Here is a 15,475-nt window from a genome sequence, read left to right on the forward strand (position 1 = left end):
GAGAACCACGATGTGTCTGGGGATACCCGGTCAGGTGGTCGACATCGTCGACGCCGAACAGCATCTGGCCAAGGTGGACGTGAACGGCGTCCAGAGAACGATCAGTGTGCGACTGCTCGCCGAAGAAGGTCTCGTCGTCGGTGACTGGGTACTCGTGCACGTCGGTTTCGCGATGGCGAAGATCGACGAGATCGAGGCGCAGCTGACGTTGGATCAGGTGCAGAAGATGGGCGCCGACTACGTGAACGAGATCGACGCGTTCAACTCGTCCGAAATCGCGTGACTACAGCAAGAACGAGGTAACAGGGATGAAGTTCGTCGACGAATTCCGGGACCCGGCGGCGGCACGCGCCCTGGTCAAATCCATCACCGAACTGGCCCGTGGCGACGAGTTCAAATTCATGGAGGTGTGCGGCGGCCACACCCACACGATCTACCGGCACGGCATCGAGCATCTCCTGCCGGAATCGGTCGAACTGGTGCACGGACCGGGATGTCCGGTGTGCGTCATCCCCATGGGCCGCGTCGACGACGCCATGTGGCTGGCCGAACAGCCCGGCGTCATCTTCACGACGTTCGGCGACATGATGCGGGTGCCCGGATCCAAGGGCAACCTCATCGAGGCCAAGGCCCGTGGCGCGGATGTCCGCTTCGTGTATTCGCCGCTGGACGCGCTGAAGGTGGCACTCGACAATTCCGACCGCCAGGTGGTGTTCTTCGCCGTCGGGTTCGAGACGACGGCACCGTCCACCGCGGTGACGTTGGTGCGCGCGCGGGCGCTGGGCGTGAAGAACTTCAGTGTGTTCTGCAACCACGTCACCATCGTTCCGCCGATCAAGGCGATCCTCGAGTCCCCCGACCTGCGGTTGTCGGGTTTCCTCGGTCCGGGCCACGTGTCCACCGTGGTGGGGCTGCGGCCGTACCGGTTCGTGTCCGAGGTGTACGGCAAACCGATGGTGGTCGCGGGCTTCGAGCCGCTCGACATCCTCGCGTCGGTGCACATGCTGCTCCAGCAGATCCGGGAGGGCCGCTGCGAGATCGAGAACCAGTACAAGCGCGTGGTGCGCGCAGAGGGCAACGTGCAGGCGCTGAAGCTGATGGCCGAAACGTTCGAATTGCGCCCGCACTTCGAGTGGCGCGGGCTCGGGTTCATCTCGCAGAGCGCGCTCAAGGTCCACCGGAACTACGCGGAGTTCGACGCCGAGGAGAAGTTCTCGATGCCGGGTGTGCGGGTGGCGGATCCGAAGGCGTGCCAGTGCGGTGAGGTTCTCAAGGGCGTCATCAAACCGTGGGAATGCAAGGTCTTCGGGACGGCCTGCACACCGGAGACGCCGATCGGCACGTGCATGGTGTCCCCCGAGGGCGCGTGCGCCGCGTACTACAACTTCGGTCGGCTCCACCGCGAGACGGCGCAATTGCTGGGTCAGCGAGGCTGACCGGTGATGCCGCGCGAACACAGGATGCCGTCCGGGCATCGCGTGTTCGCGCAGTATGCGCACGCCCCGAATGCCTTGGGCTACTGCGGCCCTCCCGGTTCGGAGCGACTGCAGGCGGTCGCGTGCGGTGCGGCGCCGGATACCGACGTGGTGGCGTTGGCGAAGCAGTTCAGCGGCGCCTGGCCGTACCAGAAGGTGATCGCCCAGCTCGCCGGAATACCGGACCCCTTGGACGAGAGAGTCGTTCGAGCCTACTGGACCTCGGACGAACTCTCGGGCCGCATCGACCGCGCCGAGTTCGGCGCGGCACTGCTCGCCCGCCTCGCGTCGCAGGCCGGCCACTACTGGAAACACCTCACCGAGGATCTGCTCGGGGAGGCGGCGCCCACCCACAACTTTCACGTGTTCGGCGTGTATCCGTGGTCGCGGCTTCTGGACACCGGAATGCCGCAGCCGCTGCAGGTTCTCGACTCGTGCCGCATCCGCTGGGGTGAGGTGGTCGGCATCGATCACGACCGGGCCGTCGTCCGGTCGCGTCGCCTGTCGTGGGACGGCACCCGGTTGTCCCTCGGGCCCGAACAGGAAGACCCGGCCGACTACCGCGTGCCCGAAGGTGCTTTCGTCGCCGACCTCACCGTGGGTGACCGGGTGGCGGTGCACTGGGATTTCGTGTGCGACCGTCTCGACCCGGAGCGGGTGGACCGGTTGCGCGGGCAGACGGAATGGCAACTTGCACAGACCAATCAGCGACTGCTTCGGCAATCGACCCCGACCTCACGGAAACGGACCGACACGAACGTTTCCCCGCTACCATGACTACAACTCACGGCCTGTGGCCGGATCGGAGCCGACATGAAGAAGATCCTGAACTCGTTGTCCGAAGAAGAGTTCGTGCTGATCCGCGAGACCAAGAAGGCGCAGATGGCCGACTTGGACGAAGACAAGCTGATCACATTGCACACCCGCATCCGCCGTGCCCGCAACAAGCACGTCAAGCTGTACCGCCAGGAAGGCGCAGCGAAGGTCGCGGACAAGGGCGCGCGCGGAGCCGGTAAAGCGGCCAACACGCGCAATGCCGACAAGGTGGAAGTCTTCGAGGCAGCACTCAGCAGGGTGAGCGGCCAATTGGCGACGGCGGCCCGCGCGAGCGCCCGCGAACTGAAAGACGAACGCCTCGCCCGTGCCCGCAGCGACTCCCCGTCCTTCAGCAAACTCGGCGACAGCAACGGCAAGGTCGGCTCGTCCGGCAAGGCACGCGCCGACGCCACCCGGAAATCATCCGGGCGCAAGAAGTTCGAAGCATCCACCATCGCCGCAGGCGCACGACGGCAAGCGAAGAAGGACAAGCGGTAAGTCCGAATTGCGACGATGGGTCGAATCATGCCTGACATCATCGAGTTGATCTTCGACGACCACGAGTGGTTCCGACGACAGTTCGCCACACTGGACGAACTGAAGGCTCGCCGCCGGGTGGACATCACTGCCGTCGAGGCGGTGTGGACCCCGTTGGCGAAACGCCTGGATCTGCATGCCGCGGCCGAAGAGGAAATCTTCTATCCCCACCTTCTCCGCGTCGGTGAGGAGGCCGCGGAGGAGGAAACCCTCGACGCGATCGGGGACCACAACGACATCCGCGACGGCGTCCGTGAGGCGGCGGGGTATCCGATCCTCTCCGAGGAGTGGTGGGCGGCTGTCGGCCGAACGCGCCGGGCCAACGATGAACACATGGCCGAGGAGGAACGCGAGGGGCTGGCAGATTTCCGGACCGCCCCGGCAGAACTTCGCGAATCGCTCGGGCGACGCTTCGCCGAGTACTTCCTCGTTCACCGTTCCACGCGGGATGTGGACACCTCGGACAAGGATCCGCAGGAGTACGTCCGGGAGGTCGAAGAGGGGCTCGACGAGGACAGCAGCGCGGGATCGCTTCGGATCGGAAGCTTGAAGGGCCGGTAACGACGCACTCCCCCCACATCACAGACCGCGCGGTCTGTGTTCTATAGTTCGGCGGTCCGCGGCATCGGGCCGACCGGTTCTGTGGGGAGATGGGGTTGTGGCGCGAGTTTCCCGTCCGATGCCCGATGCGCTTCCCCCGATGTCGTTCGAGCGGAGCGTGCCGCGCAGGTACGTCCATCGCCAATCCGTGGCCGAGGTCTTCCTCACCGACTGTGTGTCGCTGCCCGGGCCGGATCGGTTCGTGGTCGCCGCGCAGTGGCCCCGCCTGCACGGGTTCTACCGCGCCCGGGGCGGGAGCTACGACACGATGCTGCTGGCGGAAACGCTCCGGCAGACCGCGATCTACCTGGGGCACACCCGCTTCTCCGTTCCGCTGCCGAACCGGTTCGTCATGCAGCACCTCCGGGTGCAGGCGGTGCCCGGCGCGCTCGAGGTGGGCGCGGCGGCCGCCGAAGTGATCGTCGAGGTCACCGTGTCCGAGCACGTGCACCGCGGCGGGGCGCTGTCCGCATTCCGCGTGGACCTGCGGTTCCGGCTCGGCGGACAGGACGTCGGCACTGCAACGGGTCATGCGGCAGTGTTTCCTCCGGCCGCGTACTCACGGGCCCGATGGGGTGAGCGCGGACCGCGGTCGATCGGGGCGTCGTGGTGTCCCGCGCCCGTTCCGGCGGGGCTGGTCGGTCACGTCGACGACGCGCACGTGGTCCTGGGTTCACGGCGTTCCGAGAACGAGTGGGAGTTGCGGATCGACGACACGCACCCCGTGCTGTTCGACCATCCGTGTGATCACATTCCCGGGATGCTGCTGCTCGAGGCATTGCGGCAGGCCGCCTGCGCCCGGCTCGGCGTGCCGGAAGCGCACCTCGTTTCGCTGGGCGCCACGTTCCACCGTTTCGCCGAACTCGACGAGCGGGCCACGATCCGCCTGGACGTGGTGGACGACGGTGCGCTGTCGATCCGCGGATCGTTGGTGCAGGGCGGAGTGGCGGTCGTGCAAGGGACCGCGGCGCTGGCCCCTACCGCGGTGAGCGCATGCGCGCGCTAGTCGGCGTCGTCGGGTGTCCAGCGGGCCCGGCGGATTCGGGCGATGTCCTGATGCCGGGTCGCGGGCATGATCCCGGGGAGCAGGAACCCCCACATGTCGTCGACACGTTGTTCGAGGTCCGTGCGCTGCGTCAGCACCTGGGAGACGGTCTGGACGCCGGTGAAGGCGCCGATGACGAACCGCGCCAACCTCGGCGGGTCGATGTCCGGGAGGAGATCTCCCTGCTCGACGGCCCGCGTGGCGAGCATCTCGCAACTGTTGATCCAGTCGAGATAGGGGTCGGCGGGGCCCTGGTCGTCGGCACTGAGTTCGAGGGTGATCCGGATACCGGCCCGCACGATCGGATCGTTCACGATCTGCCGGGCCATCTCATGACAGAGCATCACGATCTGCTCGATCGCCGAAACCTGCTCGCGGCCGATCGCCTCGACGGACGCGATGGAGATCCGGTGTTGCTCGCCGATGATGAATCGTGCCAGATCCTCTTTGGAGCGGAAATGGAAGTACAAGGCCCCCTTTGTGATTCCGGCATTCTCGACGATGTTGCCGAGTCTGGCTCCTTCGAACCCCGACTTCTCGAACATCTCCGCCGCCCCGCGGACGATCTGCTGTCGGGTCGCCGCAGCACGCGCCTGCTGAACCACGTTCACACCTTTCCCTGCCGCACGAGAGAAGAACGATGACGATGAAAGCACGGACTATGCGCCCATTGCCCGGAGAGACGGTACCAGCGTCGACCGCGACCGACCGCGGTCGAACACGTTCCACGCCGGTCCGTGTCGCGGTGGTGGGAGCCACGGGCTTCATCGGATCGGCCACCGTGACGGCACTGGCGTCGGCCGGGATCCCCTGCACCGCGGTCGCACGCGCACCTTCACGCTCGGACCTTCCGGACGTGGTGTCCGCCCGAGCGGACCTGACCGACCCGGCGAGCCTCGAAACGGCACTCACCGGCGTCGATGTCGTGATCCATGCCGCCTCCTACACCGGCGCCGACCCGGCGCACTGCACCGCCGTCAACGTCGCGGGCACCGAGAATCTGCTTGCCGCCGCGGCCCGGAACGGCATCGGCCGGGTGATCTACGTCAGCACCATCGGCGTGTACGGGTCCGGGCCGCACAGCGGAATCGGTGAGTTCGAGGCCACGCCCGCACCCGTCTCGACGCTGAGCGCGAGCAGGCTGGCCGCCGAACACCGCGTCCTCGAACGGGGTGGTTGCGTCGTCCGGCCCGGCTTCGTCCACGGCCCCGGCGACCGCTGGTTCGTTCCCGGCCTCATCCGGATCCTCGAGGCATTGGAGGCCTGGGTCGACGAGGGACGATCCCGGATCTCGATCATCGCAGTGCACGACCTCGCCCGGCTCCTCGTCGCCCTCGCAACGCAGCCTTCCGCACGCTCCGGCGACGTGTTCCACGCCTGCCACCCCGACTCGGTGACCGTCCGCGGACTCGGGGAGGCACTCGCGAACGCGGGCCGTCTCCGGTTGCCGGCCACGAGTCTCACTTTCGACGACGCGTTGACCGCCGGCGCCCGGCACGGCCTCACCGAACGACACCTCGACCTGATCGGCCGCGACCACTGGTACGACCCCACCCGCCTGTGGACCGCCACGGATGCGAGCGTCGACCACGGGCCCCTGGACCACTTCCGGGCGTGACGTCCGTCAACGAGTGGACGGCCACGGACTCGGACTCTCCGTCGAGCGGAACATCCCGTCTTCGTCCGCCGTCCACGAGCGGGGTGTATACCCGGATAGAGGATGATTTCCCCCACCTGACGGAGTGTCGAGATGGCCCTTCTCGCCGAGATCGTCGTGGACACCGAAGGCGACAGCCGGGTAGTGGTCCTGTTTCCCATGATGTGGTTGTTCTTCGCGGTCCTGGTCACGTTCGTCGTCACGCGGACCATCACCCGCCGTATCCGGTCGCGGTCGGGGGCGGCGCCCACGGACGACGGCGCGGAGGCGGGGGGCGGTCTGATCAACGACATCACGGTCGGCGGCGTGCACCTGCACCACCAGGTTTTCGGGATCCTGCTCATGACGCTGGCCGGGCTGGCGCTGATCGCCACCACCCCGGAGGGCACAGCACTCAACGTGTTCGCCGCCCTCTTCGGAGTGGGCCTCGCGCTCACGTTCGACGAGTTCGCGCTGTGGGTGCACCTCGACGACGTGTATTGGAGCACGTCCGGCCGGAAGTCGGTGGACGCGATCTTCTGCGCGCTCATGATCACCGGTCTGATGATCGGCGGCGCCGAACTCGTGACCGGCCGGATCGGCACCCCGGAGTGGTGGTCGTCGATCGGCTATCTGGCCATCTCCCTCGCCATCTCGGTGATCTGCATGCTCAAGGGCAAATTCGTCACCGGGATCGTGGGGATCGTGTTCCAGCCGGTGGCGATCATCGGCGCCATCCGCCTCGCCAAACCCGACTCCTGGTGGGCGATGCGCCGCTACCCGAACAAACCGCGCCGGATGGCCCGCGCCCGGTCACGATTCGGCGAGCGCTACCACGCCCGCTGGAACCGGGCACGCGACTTCGTCGCCGGACCACCGGACGTCCGTGAGGCCGGGATGCGGTGATCTGCGCCGTCAGTCGTCGTCGGCCGTCCGCGACCGCCCCATCATCTCCAACCCGGCCATCGCCTTCTCGGCGCCGGCCTCGTCCACCTTCTCCATCGCGAAGCCCATGTGGATGACGATCCAGTCGCCCGGTTCCAGGCTGACGTCCTCGGGCAACATGCCGACGTTCACCTTGCGCTGTTCGCCGACGACGTCGACGAGCGCGAGTTGGTTGCCGTAGCCCTCCAGCATGCGCACCACCTGACCGGGGATACCGAGACACATGATTCAGCCCTCCGTCCCGTCCGGTTGCAGCGTTGCCGCGGAGTCGGACTCCAGCAGTTGATCCACGATCTCGAACACCATGTCGACGGCCGGTCCGACGGCGGCCTCGACCCGCGGTGAGAGCCCGATTCCCTCGCCGGTGTTCTCCACCTGGCAGCCGAGGACCACGGTCCGCGGCAGGGTTCCGCCGAGCGCGCGCAGGCTCCCGAACACCGCCCCCGGATCCATGCTGTGCGCGTCCAGCGGCGCCGCCGGGACGGAGTCGGGGCCCACCTCGAACGCCCTCAGCGCGCCTGGCTCACCACGGCCGGGCACCGCGTCCACCAGCAGCAGGGCGCCCCAACCGTCGAGCAACTCGTAGGCCAGATGCGTTCCCCGGATGCCGAAATCGACGGCGCGAACGCCCGGCGGCAGCGACCTCCTCGCGACCGCGCGCAGCACCTCGGGACCGAAACCGTCGTCGCCGAAGAAGATGTTGCCCACACCGGCAACCAGAACCCGCCTGCCCACCGTCACGTGCGTCTCACATTTTCCGGATACGCAGATATCGCCTGATGTCGGGTATCGCGATGACGGCGACCGCGACGCCCGCGACCGCAACCAACGCCAGAGCCGCGGTGGTCATCTCTCCGAGAATCTTCATGGCTGTCCATCCTTTCCGGTGTCTGCCGAGACCGGCTCCACCTCGTCCGGGGCGAAGTACAGATACCGTCCGTACCACTCGTGCAACTCCGACGCAGGGTCGTCCTCCAGCACGACGCCGACGTGGGTGCCACCGTCGACGTCGGCGTGCACGGTCACCACGCGAGCCAGCTGTCCCGCGAAGAACAGGTCCTGGGCGTCGGCGCGCCGCGACGGGTGGATCCGCACGACAGTGCCCTTCGCCACCCGGACGCCGTTCACGATCACGCCGTCGACGTCGGGGCGAACGGCTGTGTCGGCGTCCGGATCCCACCACGGCGTGTCGTCGGTCAGTTCCGGGACGAGACCCATGTTGGGTAGGCCCGTATCCGGGAGGTGCGGGTCCGGGAAATCCGGGTCCGGGAGGTGCGGATCTCGGAGGATGCCGTGCATCTGGGCGAGCGTCGCCGGCGACATCTGGTCGCACCGGTCGATGATCTGGGCGGCGAGCGGATCGGTGGCGCGGGCCTGCCGCTTCTCGTCCTCGGTGAGGGTCATGACGCGCAGTGTGAGGATCTCGTCGATCTCGGTGGCGTCGAACAGTGCCCCGTCGCTCTGCTCGGCCACCTCGGGGTGGTCGTACAGGATGATCGGCGATACCAGGACGAGGTCCGTCTCCCCCGGCAGCCCGGCCAGCACCGGGTAGCACCGTTCGTGCGCGCACGTGCCCGCGAGTTGCTCCGCCTCCGCGGGAGGTTCGAGGAGTGAGACGAACTCGGTGTTCTCGGCTGCCAGGATCAGATGGGCACCGATCAGCGACTGCCGGATCGCCGAGTCCTTGCCCCAGACTCCCGCGTCCCGCGGTTCGGTGTCCCAGCCGGCGGCGTCTTGCGCGGTGGTCACGTTCTCGACCGACACCCGCACCCGGTTCAACCCGTCGCCGCTGTCGCTGCCCACCGTCACGACCGCGTGCGCGGGCCACCGGGTGCGCACCACGCGGCCGGCGAGGGATCCGTCCTCGCCCCGCAGTTCCTCCACCTCCGTGCCGCCGTCGATGTGGACGTCGAGGCGCCGTTCGCCCGACCACTCCGCGGGGTGCAGGACGCCGAGATCGAATTCGCGCTCCACCGCCTCGTCCCAGCTGAGCCAGCTCGAACCCGCGACGGTCAGTTCGTCGACGGGAACGAATTCCGCCGAGTCAGCGACCGCGCGTTCGATGCTGCGCACCTGGAGTTGCAGGAATCGGAGGGTGACGTTCACCCCCGCTCCGGTGCCGGCCCGCATCAGGGTCTGACAGGACATCCGCGGTTCCTCGCCGACCCCCGACTCCGCCGCACCCGACGGTCCGAGGACGCCGAACTGCCACCGCGACTGGTTCTTCGACGAACTCGCACGATACGGATACAGCAGATAACCCTCGTACAGGACCGCGTCGGCCACGGCACGTACTCGCTGCAGGGACGCCGGGGAGATCATGCGATCACCTCCCCGGCTCCCTGCAGCAGGTCCGAAATGGCGACGTCCAGTCCGATCAGACCGTGCGCCGCCTTGTAGCGCGCCAGCGCGGCGAGGGTGTCGTGGTCGAGGCGCACCCACCCCGTGTTCGGGTAGTGCGCCTGAACCAGTTCGCGCCACACCGCCACCGGCAGGTCGTAGGTCGACTCGCGGTCCCACGGGATCCGTTCCACGCCGAAACCGGCGACCCCGCGGGTGAACACCGTTCCGCTGAACAGGAACACCAGCGGCACCGTCGACCCGGCCTCGTCCAGGGCGTGCAGGTACTTCGAGGCCGTGACCTCGAAGTCGTACGTGCACGGCAGCGGCAACTCCATCACACTCGACCCGGTGAACCCCTGGGCCACGGTGCTGGTCTGCATCCACTGGAAGGGTTTGAGCGTGGCCGTCCACCGCTCGCGGGGCCCGAACAGATCGAGGAGGCCCTCCGCCTCGCCGTCCGTGTAGCGGCGGCGTTGCGGGTCGATGCGGACCTGGCACCGGACGGCCATCGCGTGCACGGCAGCACCGCTCGACTCCGTCACCTCCACTCGCGCAGTGAGATTCGGCGCAACCGCGAACGGTTCCGGAAACACGTCCTCCACGTGGAACGACAACTCGGTCACGACGGCTCCTTCGCGACGCGACTGCGCGCACGCACCGTCTCGAAGAACGTGTCGATGACCCGGCGAGCATCCTGGCCGCCGTCGAACCCCCGCCACACCTGCCGCAACTCGCCCACCAGCTGATAGCAGGCGTCGATGGGGACGAGGTAGCACTCGGGGTCGCCGCCGCCGTGCTCGGGGACCCGCAGCAGCAACGCTTCCGTGTCGGCGGACAGCCGGCCGAGCGCCGGGTTTGCCGCGAGAACGCCGTCCCAGGCGTCGAGTGGCAGCTCCGATTCGGTGGCACCTGCCGGACCGGGATAGAACGCGACGGTCTTGGCCAGCAGCGAGTTCCGGAACACGAAGGCGAGCCCGACGGGGATCTCCAGTTCGTCCCAGCGACCCGGTGCGAGTTCGAAGTCGGGAAACGACAGGTAGCGTTCCGGGACGGCCCGGAAACGCAGTTCAGCGCTCTCGTCGGTGAACAACAGGTAGCACCCGCGGCACACGCACATCAGTTGCCGGTCCTGGACGTTCACGACGTGCTGATGGGCGTCGGCGATCGGCACGGCGCACATGTCGCACCGTTCGCCGACCACCGGTTTGGGTCGCTCGGACGCGATGCGCTGCAGGATGCGCAGTCCGTTCCCCGACGGGCTCATCACGCCACCTCCGCGGCGGGCACCGCGACGGAGACGACGCCGTCACGCACGAGGACCGGAAGCGGCGACAGCGTCTCGGCGTCCGCGTCACCGTCCAGACGGAGTCCTGCCCGGCGCGGGTCGAAGTGCGCCCGGCACGACGGACAGCGCAGCACCGCGTCCCCCACCTGCCCGCCCGCCTTTCGTTGCAGCGTGGCCCCGGCCAGCGAGTTAGTGCAGGCGGCGCAGCGGTCGCGGTAGGCGAACAACTGCTCCCCGATCCGGCACACCAGAATCGGGAGCCCGGCGACGGCGAACCCGGCCACCTCCCCGGGCGCGAGGTCCTCGAGTTCGGGCACCGAGATCCACGTCCCCGTGCCACTCGACCCGTCCGTTCCGTTCGGATGAACATGGGAGAACAACGATTCCGCGGCAATCAGCCCGGAGCCGGCCGCGGGGGTGGCACCCACCACCTCGATGTCCACGGTCTCCGGTGCCGCCGCCAGCACGGCGTCCTTGACGGCGAGTTCCAACGTCACCGCCGAGGACGGGCAGCTTTGACAACTGCCGGTCAGCCGAAGCCGCACCACACCGTTCACCACACCGAGCAGTTCGACGTCACCGCCGTGGGACCCCAGATAGGGGCGCACACTGTCGAGTGCGGTGGCGACCCTCGTCTCGACGTCGTGCGGATGGAGCCCGTTCACCAGCAGAAGGCTCGCGACGAGTTCGTCGGCGGCCAGTCGTTCGACGAGGTCGTCGTCGCGGTCACCGATGATCTGGAGGACGCGCTGCAACCCGGCGCCGTAGAGTTCGACCACCTCGCGGACCAGTTGCTCGGCGCGATCACGTGCCACCGAGCCACCTGTCGAACTCGCGTCCAACAGGCTGTCGATCCTCTCGCCGGCTGTCCGCCACCGATCGGGGTCGTCTCCTACTTCGTCACTCCCCCACGTCTCCGATCCGCCACTCTCCATGCGTACCCCGTCACTCACCGGTCACGGACTGGGTGGGAGAATGCAGCTTCTCCAGCGTCTTTCCCTCACCGAGATACATGTGCACACCGCAGGGCAGGCAGGGATCGAAACTGCGGACGGTCCGCATGATGTCGATGCCCTTGAAATGCTCCCGGTCGTTCTCCTCGAAGATCGGCTGACCCTGCACCGCGTCCTCGTACGGCCCCGGCGTACCGAAGCTGTCGCGGGGGTTGGCGTTCCACGGCGTCGGCGGATACGGGTGGTAGTTCGCGATCTTGCCGTCGCGAATCACCATGTGGTGCGACAGGACTCCGCGCACCGCCTCCGTGAAGCCGCAGCCGATTCCCTCGTCGGGGACCTCGAACTTCTCCCACGTCTTCGTGTGCCCGGCCCGGATCTCGGCGAGCGCCTTCTCCGCGAAGTGCAGCGCACACGCCGCCGCGTACGCCTGGAAGTAGGTCCGCGCCCGGTCACGCTCGATCGTGTTGCTGCCGTACTGCGGGATCTTCCACTCGAACTCGACCGGGCCCTTCAGCGCGGTCTTCGGCAGGTTGATCTTCACGCTGTGACCGGTCGACTGCACGTACCCGATGTCGACGAGGCCGGCGAGGGCGGTACTCCAGAGCCGGGCCAGCGGCCCGCCGCCGGTGTCCAGCGCGAGGTGATCGGTGCCGTCGAACCACCGCGGCGACATCACCCAGCTGTACTTGTCCTCCATGTCACGTTTCTGCGGGTGCGGGTTGGTGTGCTGGTTCCACGGGTGCCTGCGGTCGACCGGGTTCCCGAGCGGATCGTTCTTCACGAACATCTCCTGATCGGTCCAGTCGTCGTAATACGAACTGCCCAGCAGGATTCGGATACCCAGATTGATGTCGACGAGGGACGTCGTGACCAGTTTTCCGTCCACCACGATGCCGGGGGTCACGAACATTGCCCGTCCCCACTTCTCCATGTCCTTGTAGGAGAAGTTGCACACCGCGGGATCCTGGAAGGACCCCCAGCAGCCGAGGAGAGTCCGGCGCAGGCCGACCTTCTCGTAGCCGGGCATCGCCTCGTAGAAGAAGTCGAACAGGTCGTCGTGCATGGGGACGACCTTCTTCATGAACTCCACGTAGCGCATCAGACGCGTCGTGTAGTCGGTCATCAACTGGATCGTCGCGACCGTACCCACGCCACCCGGATACAGGGTGGACGGATGGACGTGCCGACCTTCCATGAGGCAGAACATCTCTCGCGTCCATCGGCTGACCTGCAACGCCTCCCGATAGAACTCACCGGTGAACGGGTTGAGCGAACGCATGATGTCGGCGATGGTCTTGTAGCCGTGCTCGCCGGCGTGCGGCGCCTCGGTCTTCTCGGCCTGCGCGAGCACTCCCGGATTGGTCTCGGAGACCATCTTCTCGCAGAAGTCCACACCGACGAGGTTCTCCTGAAAGATGTTGTGGTCGAACATGTATTCTGCGGCCTCGCCGAGGTTGACGATCCACTCGCCGATGTGCGGCGGCTGCACGCCGTAAGCCATGTTCTGGGTGTAACACGAACACGTCGCATGGTTGTCACCACAGATACCGCAGATGCGGCTCGTGATGAAGTGGGCATCGCGCGGGTCCTTACCCTTCATGAAGATCGAATAGCCTCGGAAGATCGACGAGGTGCTGTGGCACTCCACCACTTCCTTCTGCTTGAAGTCGATCTTCGTGTAGATACCCAGGCTGCCCACGATGCGCGTGATCGGATCCCACGCCATCTCGACCAGGCCGTCGGATTCCGACTTGTGCGAAGGTTCCGGAATGATCGTTGTCATCGACGTACCTCTCAGTGTTCGAGGCCGGCGGACTACCGCCCGAGACCCCGAGCGGGACTACCAGGTGCGTGTGGCGCCCGTGGTCAGTTTCGTACCGCGACTGCGCCAGTGCGGCTCTTTGTCCAAGGTGGTCTTGGTGATCTTGCGGAGACTCCGAATGGCGGATCCGTACAGTCCGGACGCCGCGGTGGAGATCTTGCCGCCCGGGGGTTCATCCATGAACGGCATGAACTTGTCCGGGAAGCCCGGCATCGTGCACCCGATGCAGATACCGCCCACGTTCGGGCACCCACCGACACCGTTGATCCAGCCCCGCTTCGGGACGTTGCACTTGACGACGGGACCCCAGCACCCCAGCTTCACGATGCACTTGGGTGAGCCGTACTCGGTGGCGAAATCACCCTGCTCGTAGTAGCCGGCGCGGTCGCAGCCCTCGTGCACCGTGGCACCGAACAGCCATTGCGGGCGCAAGGCGTCGTCGAGCGGGATCATGGGCGCCTGCTCGGTGGCCATGTAGAGGAGATACGTCAGCGTCTCCGACAGATTGTCCGGTTGGATCGGGCAGCCGGGAACGCAGACGATGGGGATGCCCGCCTTCGACTTCCAATCCCAGCCGAGATAGTCGGGAACGCCCATCGCACCGGTCGGATTACCCGCCATCGCGTGGATACCGCCGTACGTGGCGCACGTCCCGGCCGCGACGATCGCCGTCGCCTTCGGAGCGAGACGATCGAGCCATTCACTCGTCGTCACCGGCTGACCGGTCTCGGGATTGTTGCCGAAACCGCACCAGTACCCCTCGTCGTGAAGTTGCTCGTTCGGGATGGAACCCTCCACCACCAGGACGAACGGTTCGAGCTCGCCGCGATCCGCCTTCCAGAACCACTCCAGGAAGTCGTCGGCGCCGCCCTCGGGGCCGTTCTCGAAGTCGATCAGCGGCCAGTGAACGGCCACTTTGGGCAGGCCCGGCAGGGCTCCCAGAGCAATCTCCTCGACACTGGGCTGCGTCGCAGCCGTCAAGGCCACCGAATCGCCGTCGCAACTGAGTCCCGCATTGATCCACAGCACGTGAATCAGGGTGTCCTCGGCGTTGATTGCTTCCTGTGTCGGCATATCAGGTCGCTTTCCGGAGTGAACACAACTCCTGTCGCCACCGGAGTCGACCGTCGGCCCACCTGTGTGGCGCTGATATTTATTTAGCTCCGCCGCCGAGCGGATGTCAACGGTCCTCGGCGCGTCGCACCGCGCGGCTCCGCCCGGTCGTGTAGGGGCGTCATTGCTTCGCAATCCAGTCGTACCACTGCGCAATGCCCTGGCCCGTCGTCGCCGACAACGTGATCATCTGCAGGTCGGGGTTCACGGACCGGGCGTATTTCGTGCAGAGATCGACGTCGAAGTCCACGTACGGCAACAGGTCCGCCTTGTTCACGATCACCAGGTTCGCCGCCGCGAACATGTGCGGATACTTGAGCGGCTTGTCCGTCCCCTCGGTCACCGAGATCACCACCACCCTGCTCTTCTCACCGAGATCGAACAGTGCCGGACAGACGAGGTTCCCCACGTTCTCGATGAACAGCAGCGAGTTCGGTTCGGGGTCGAGAGCGGTCAGCGCGTCCCGCATCATCTCGGCGTCGAGATGACACCCGGCGCCCGTGTTCACCTGCACCACAGAACATCCCGTCGCCTTGATTCGGTTGGCATCGAGCATCGTCTCCTGATCACCCTCCACCACCGAGACGCGCCGCTGCCCACCGATGTCGGCGATGGTGCGTTCGAGCAGCGTCGTCTTCCCCGACCCCGGCGAACTCATCACGTTCAGCGCGAGCACCCCACGTCCGGCCAGCCAACCCCGGTTGCGCTCCGCCGTGAGGTCGTTCTTCGCCAGCACCTTCTGCTCGAGGGTCACCGTCTCGGTCGCGTGCTCGTGGGGGTGTTCGTGAGTGTGGGGGTGGTCGTGGTCGTGGTCGTGCGAATGATCGTGGTCGTGCGGGTGCTCGTGGGGCACCGTGATCCTGGTTCCGGTCTCGTCTCCGCATCCACAGGTGGCACACATT

19 protein-coding genes are annotated in these 15,475 nt (G+C 66.7%); 8 read left to right on the forward strand and 11 right to left on the reverse strand.

What is annotated here, in order from left to right:
• The first annotated feature begins 10 nt into the window (after positions 1 to 10).
• The 6 genes from GO592_RS26510 (at position 11) to GO592_RS26535 (ending at position 4,434) form a co-directional block, all read left to right on the forward strand.
• On the forward strand, positions 11 to 283 hold the full coding sequence (locus GO592_RS26510) for a HypC/HybG/HupF family hydrogenase formation chaperone (RefSeq protein WP_005244643.1): 273 nt from the start codon (positions 11 to 13) through the stop codon (positions 281 to 283).
• Positions 284 to 308: 25 nt separating this feature from the next.
• Positions 309 to 1,436 (forward strand): hydrogenase formation protein HypD, encoded by a 1,128-nt coding sequence (hypD, locus tag GO592_RS26515; RefSeq protein ID WP_007300876.1) that lies wholly within the window; start codon positions 309 to 311, stop codon positions 1,434 to 1,436.
• A 24-nt stretch (positions 1,437 to 1,460) separates the two neighbouring features.
• A complete protein-coding gene (locus GO592_RS26520) occupies positions 1,461 to 2,252 on the forward strand; it encodes a DUF6390 family protein (protein WP_039952890.1) in 792 nt (263 codons plus the stop codon).
• A gap of 36 nt (positions 2,253 to 2,288) precedes the next feature.
• Entirely contained in the window at positions 2,289 to 2,789 is a 501-nt protein-coding gene (locus GO592_RS26525) for a hypothetical protein (RefSeq protein ID WP_007300874.1), read from the forward strand.
• 27 nt (positions 2,790 to 2,816) lie between these two features.
• Complete coding sequence (locus GO592_RS26530; RefSeq protein WP_007300873.1) at positions 2,817 to 3,389, forward strand: hemerythrin domain-containing protein; 573 nt, start codon at positions 2,817 to 2,819, stop codon at positions 3,387 to 3,389.
• Between the two features lie 97 nt (positions 3,390 to 3,486).
• Entirely contained in the window at positions 3,487 to 4,434 is a 948-nt protein-coding gene (locus tag GO592_RS26535; protein ID WP_082325049.1) for a ScbA/BarX family gamma-butyrolactone biosynthesis protein, read from the forward strand.
• Here GO592_RS26535 and GO592_RS26540 read toward each other — a convergent pair.
• Positions 4,431 to 5,078, reverse strand: coding sequence for a ScbR family autoregulator-binding transcription factor (locus tag GO592_RS26540; RefSeq protein WP_005244660.1), 648 nt, complete (start codon positions 5,076 to 5,078; stop codon positions 4,431 to 4,433). The genes GO592_RS26535 and GO592_RS26540 overlap by 4 nt on opposite strands.
• Before the next feature lie 35 nt (positions 5,079 to 5,113).
• Between GO592_RS26540 and GO592_RS26545 the strand changes: the two genes are divergently transcribed.
• Together GO592_RS26545 and GO592_RS26550 are read left to right on the forward strand one after the other, a co-directional pair.
• Positions 5,114 to 6,091, forward strand: coding sequence for an NAD-dependent epimerase/dehydratase family protein (locus tag GO592_RS26545; protein WP_039952888.1), 978 nt, complete (start codon positions 5,114 to 5,116; stop codon positions 6,089 to 6,091).
• Positions 6,092 to 6,223: 132 nt separating this feature from the next.
• A complete protein-coding gene (locus GO592_RS26550; RefSeq protein WP_007300870.1) occupies positions 6,224 to 7,015 on the forward strand; it encodes a hypothetical protein in 792 nt (263 codons plus the stop codon).
• A gap of 9 nt (positions 7,016 to 7,024) precedes the next feature.
• Here GO592_RS26550 and GO592_RS26555 read toward each other — a convergent pair whose 3' ends face one another.
• The 10 genes from GO592_RS26555 to hypB form a co-directional block, all read right to left on the reverse strand.
• Entirely contained in the window at positions 7,025 to 7,279 is a 255-nt protein-coding gene (locus GO592_RS26555; protein ID WP_007300869.1) for a HypC/HybG/HupF family hydrogenase formation chaperone, read from the reverse strand.
• Between the two features lie 3 nt (positions 7,280 to 7,282).
• Positions 7,283 to 7,795 (reverse strand): hydrogenase maturation protease, encoded by a 513-nt coding sequence (locus tag GO592_RS26560; protein WP_007300868.1) that lies wholly within the window; start codon positions 7,793 to 7,795, stop codon positions 7,283 to 7,285.
• Between the two features lie 7 nt (positions 7,796 to 7,802).
• Entirely contained in the window at positions 7,803 to 7,922 is a 120-nt protein-coding gene (locus GO592_RS46600) for a DUF6893 family small protein (RefSeq protein WP_016884051.1), read from the reverse strand.
• Positions 7,919 to 9,376 carry a hypothetical protein gene (locus tag GO592_RS26565; protein ID WP_007300867.1) on the reverse strand — a complete coding sequence of 486 codons (1,458 nt, stop codon included), beginning with the start codon at positions 9,374 to 9,376 and terminating at the stop codon, positions 7,919 to 7,921. Before GO592_RS26565 ends, GO592_RS46600 begins: the two co-directional genes overlap by 4 nt.
• Positions 9,373 to 10,020, reverse strand: a complete 648-nt coding sequence (locus tag GO592_RS26570) for a DUF6084 family protein (protein ID WP_007300866.1) — start codon at positions 10,018 to 10,020, stop codon at positions 9,373 to 9,375. Before GO592_RS26570 ends, GO592_RS26565 begins: the two co-directional genes overlap by 4 nt.
• Positions 10,017 to 10,661 carry a DUF5947 family protein gene (locus GO592_RS26575; protein ID WP_007300865.1) on the reverse strand — a complete coding sequence of 215 codons (645 nt, stop codon included), beginning with the start codon at positions 10,659 to 10,661 and terminating at the stop codon, positions 10,017 to 10,019. The genes GO592_RS26570 and GO592_RS26575 overlap by 4 nt, the downstream gene beginning before the upstream one ends.
• The gene (locus GO592_RS26580; RefSeq protein ID WP_050998709.1) at positions 10,661 to 11,617 is read right to left on the reverse strand and encodes a NifU family protein; all 957 of its coding nucleotides are present in this window, start codon (positions 11,615 to 11,617) and stop codon (positions 10,661 to 10,663) included. The genes GO592_RS26575 and GO592_RS26580 overlap by 1 nt, the downstream gene beginning before the upstream one ends.
• A 10-nt stretch (positions 11,618 to 11,627) precedes the next feature.
• Positions 11,628 to 13,421 carry a nickel-dependent hydrogenase large subunit gene (locus tag GO592_RS26585; RefSeq protein ID WP_007300863.1) on the reverse strand — a complete coding sequence of 598 codons (1,794 nt, stop codon included), beginning with the start codon at positions 13,419 to 13,421 and terminating at the stop codon, positions 11,628 to 11,630.
• Between the two features lie 57 nt (positions 13,422 to 13,478).
• The gene (locus GO592_RS26590; RefSeq protein ID WP_005244678.1) at positions 13,479 to 14,534 is read right to left on the reverse strand and encodes a hydrogenase expression protein HypE; all 1,056 of its coding nucleotides are present in this window, start codon (positions 14,532 to 14,534) and stop codon (positions 13,479 to 13,481) included.
• A 160-nt stretch (positions 14,535 to 14,694) separates the two neighbouring features.
• Positions 14,695 to 15,474: a hydrogenase nickel incorporation protein HypB gene (gene hypB, locus GO592_RS26595; RefSeq protein ID WP_007300862.1), complete on the reverse strand. Its 780-nt coding sequence runs from the start codon at positions 15,472 to 15,474 to the stop codon at positions 14,695 to 14,697.
• Position 15,475: the final 1 nt, after the last annotated feature.

The sequence above is a fragment of the Rhodococcus sp. 21391 genome, assembly GCF_016772255.1.
GTDB classification, from domain to species: Bacteria; Actinomycetota; Actinomycetes; order Mycobacteriales; family Mycobacteriaceae; genus Rhodococcus_F; species Rhodococcus_F opacus.

Coding starts and splice junctions, on each gene's coding strand:
- GO592_RS26565 (WP_007300867.1), bottom strand. CDS start 9,376: ATGATCTCCCCGGCGTCCCTGCAGCGAGTACGTGCCGTGGCCGACGCG.
- hypD (WP_007300876.1), top strand. CDS start 309: ATGAAGTTCGTCGACGAATTCCGGGACCCGGCGGCGGCACGCGCCCTG.
- GO592_RS46600 (WP_016884051.1), bottom strand. CDS start 7,922: ATGAAGATTCTCGGAGAGATGACCACCGCGGCTCTGGCGTTGGTTGCG.
- GO592_RS26525 (WP_007300874.1), top strand. CDS start 2,289: ATGAAGAAGATCCTGAACTCGTTGTCCGAAGAAGAGTTCGTGCTGATC.
- GO592_RS26555 (WP_007300869.1), bottom strand. CDS start 7,279: ATGTGTCTCGGTATCCCCGGTCAGGTGGTGCGCATGCTGGAGGGCTAC.
- GO592_RS26530 (WP_007300873.1), top strand. CDS start 2,817: ATGCCTGACATCATCGAGTTGATCTTCGACGACCACGAGTGGTTCCGA.
- GO592_RS26575 (WP_007300865.1), bottom strand. CDS start 10,661: ATGAGCCCGTCGGGGAACGGACTGCGCATCCTGCAGCGCATCGCGTCC.
- GO592_RS26590 (WP_005244678.1), bottom strand. CDS start 14,534: ATGCCGACACAGGAAGCAATCAACGCCGAGGACACCCTGATTCACGTG.
- GO592_RS26585 (WP_007300863.1), bottom strand. CDS start 13,421: ATGACAACGATCATTCCGGAACCTTCGCACAAGTCGGAATCCGACGGC.
- hypB (WP_007300862.1), bottom strand. CDS start 15,474: ATGTGTGCCACCTGTGGATGCGGAGACGAGACCGGAACCAGGATCACG.
- GO592_RS26545 (WP_039952888.1), top strand. CDS start 5,114: ATGACGATGAAAGCACGGACTATGCGCCCATTGCCCGGAGAGACGGTA.
- GO592_RS26510 (WP_005244643.1), top strand. CDS start 11: ATGTGTCTGGGGATACCCGGTCAGGTGGTCGACATCGTCGACGCCGAA.
- GO592_RS26520 (WP_039952890.1), top strand. CDS start 1,461: ATGCCGTCCGGGCATCGCGTGTTCGCGCAGTATGCGCACGCCCCGAAT.
- GO592_RS26580 (WP_050998709.1), bottom strand. CDS start 11,617: ATGGAGAGTGGCGGATCGGAGACGTGGGGGAGTGACGAAGTAGGAGAC.
- GO592_RS26550 (WP_007300870.1), top strand. CDS start 6,224: ATGGCCCTTCTCGCCGAGATCGTCGTGGACACCGAAGGCGACAGCCGG.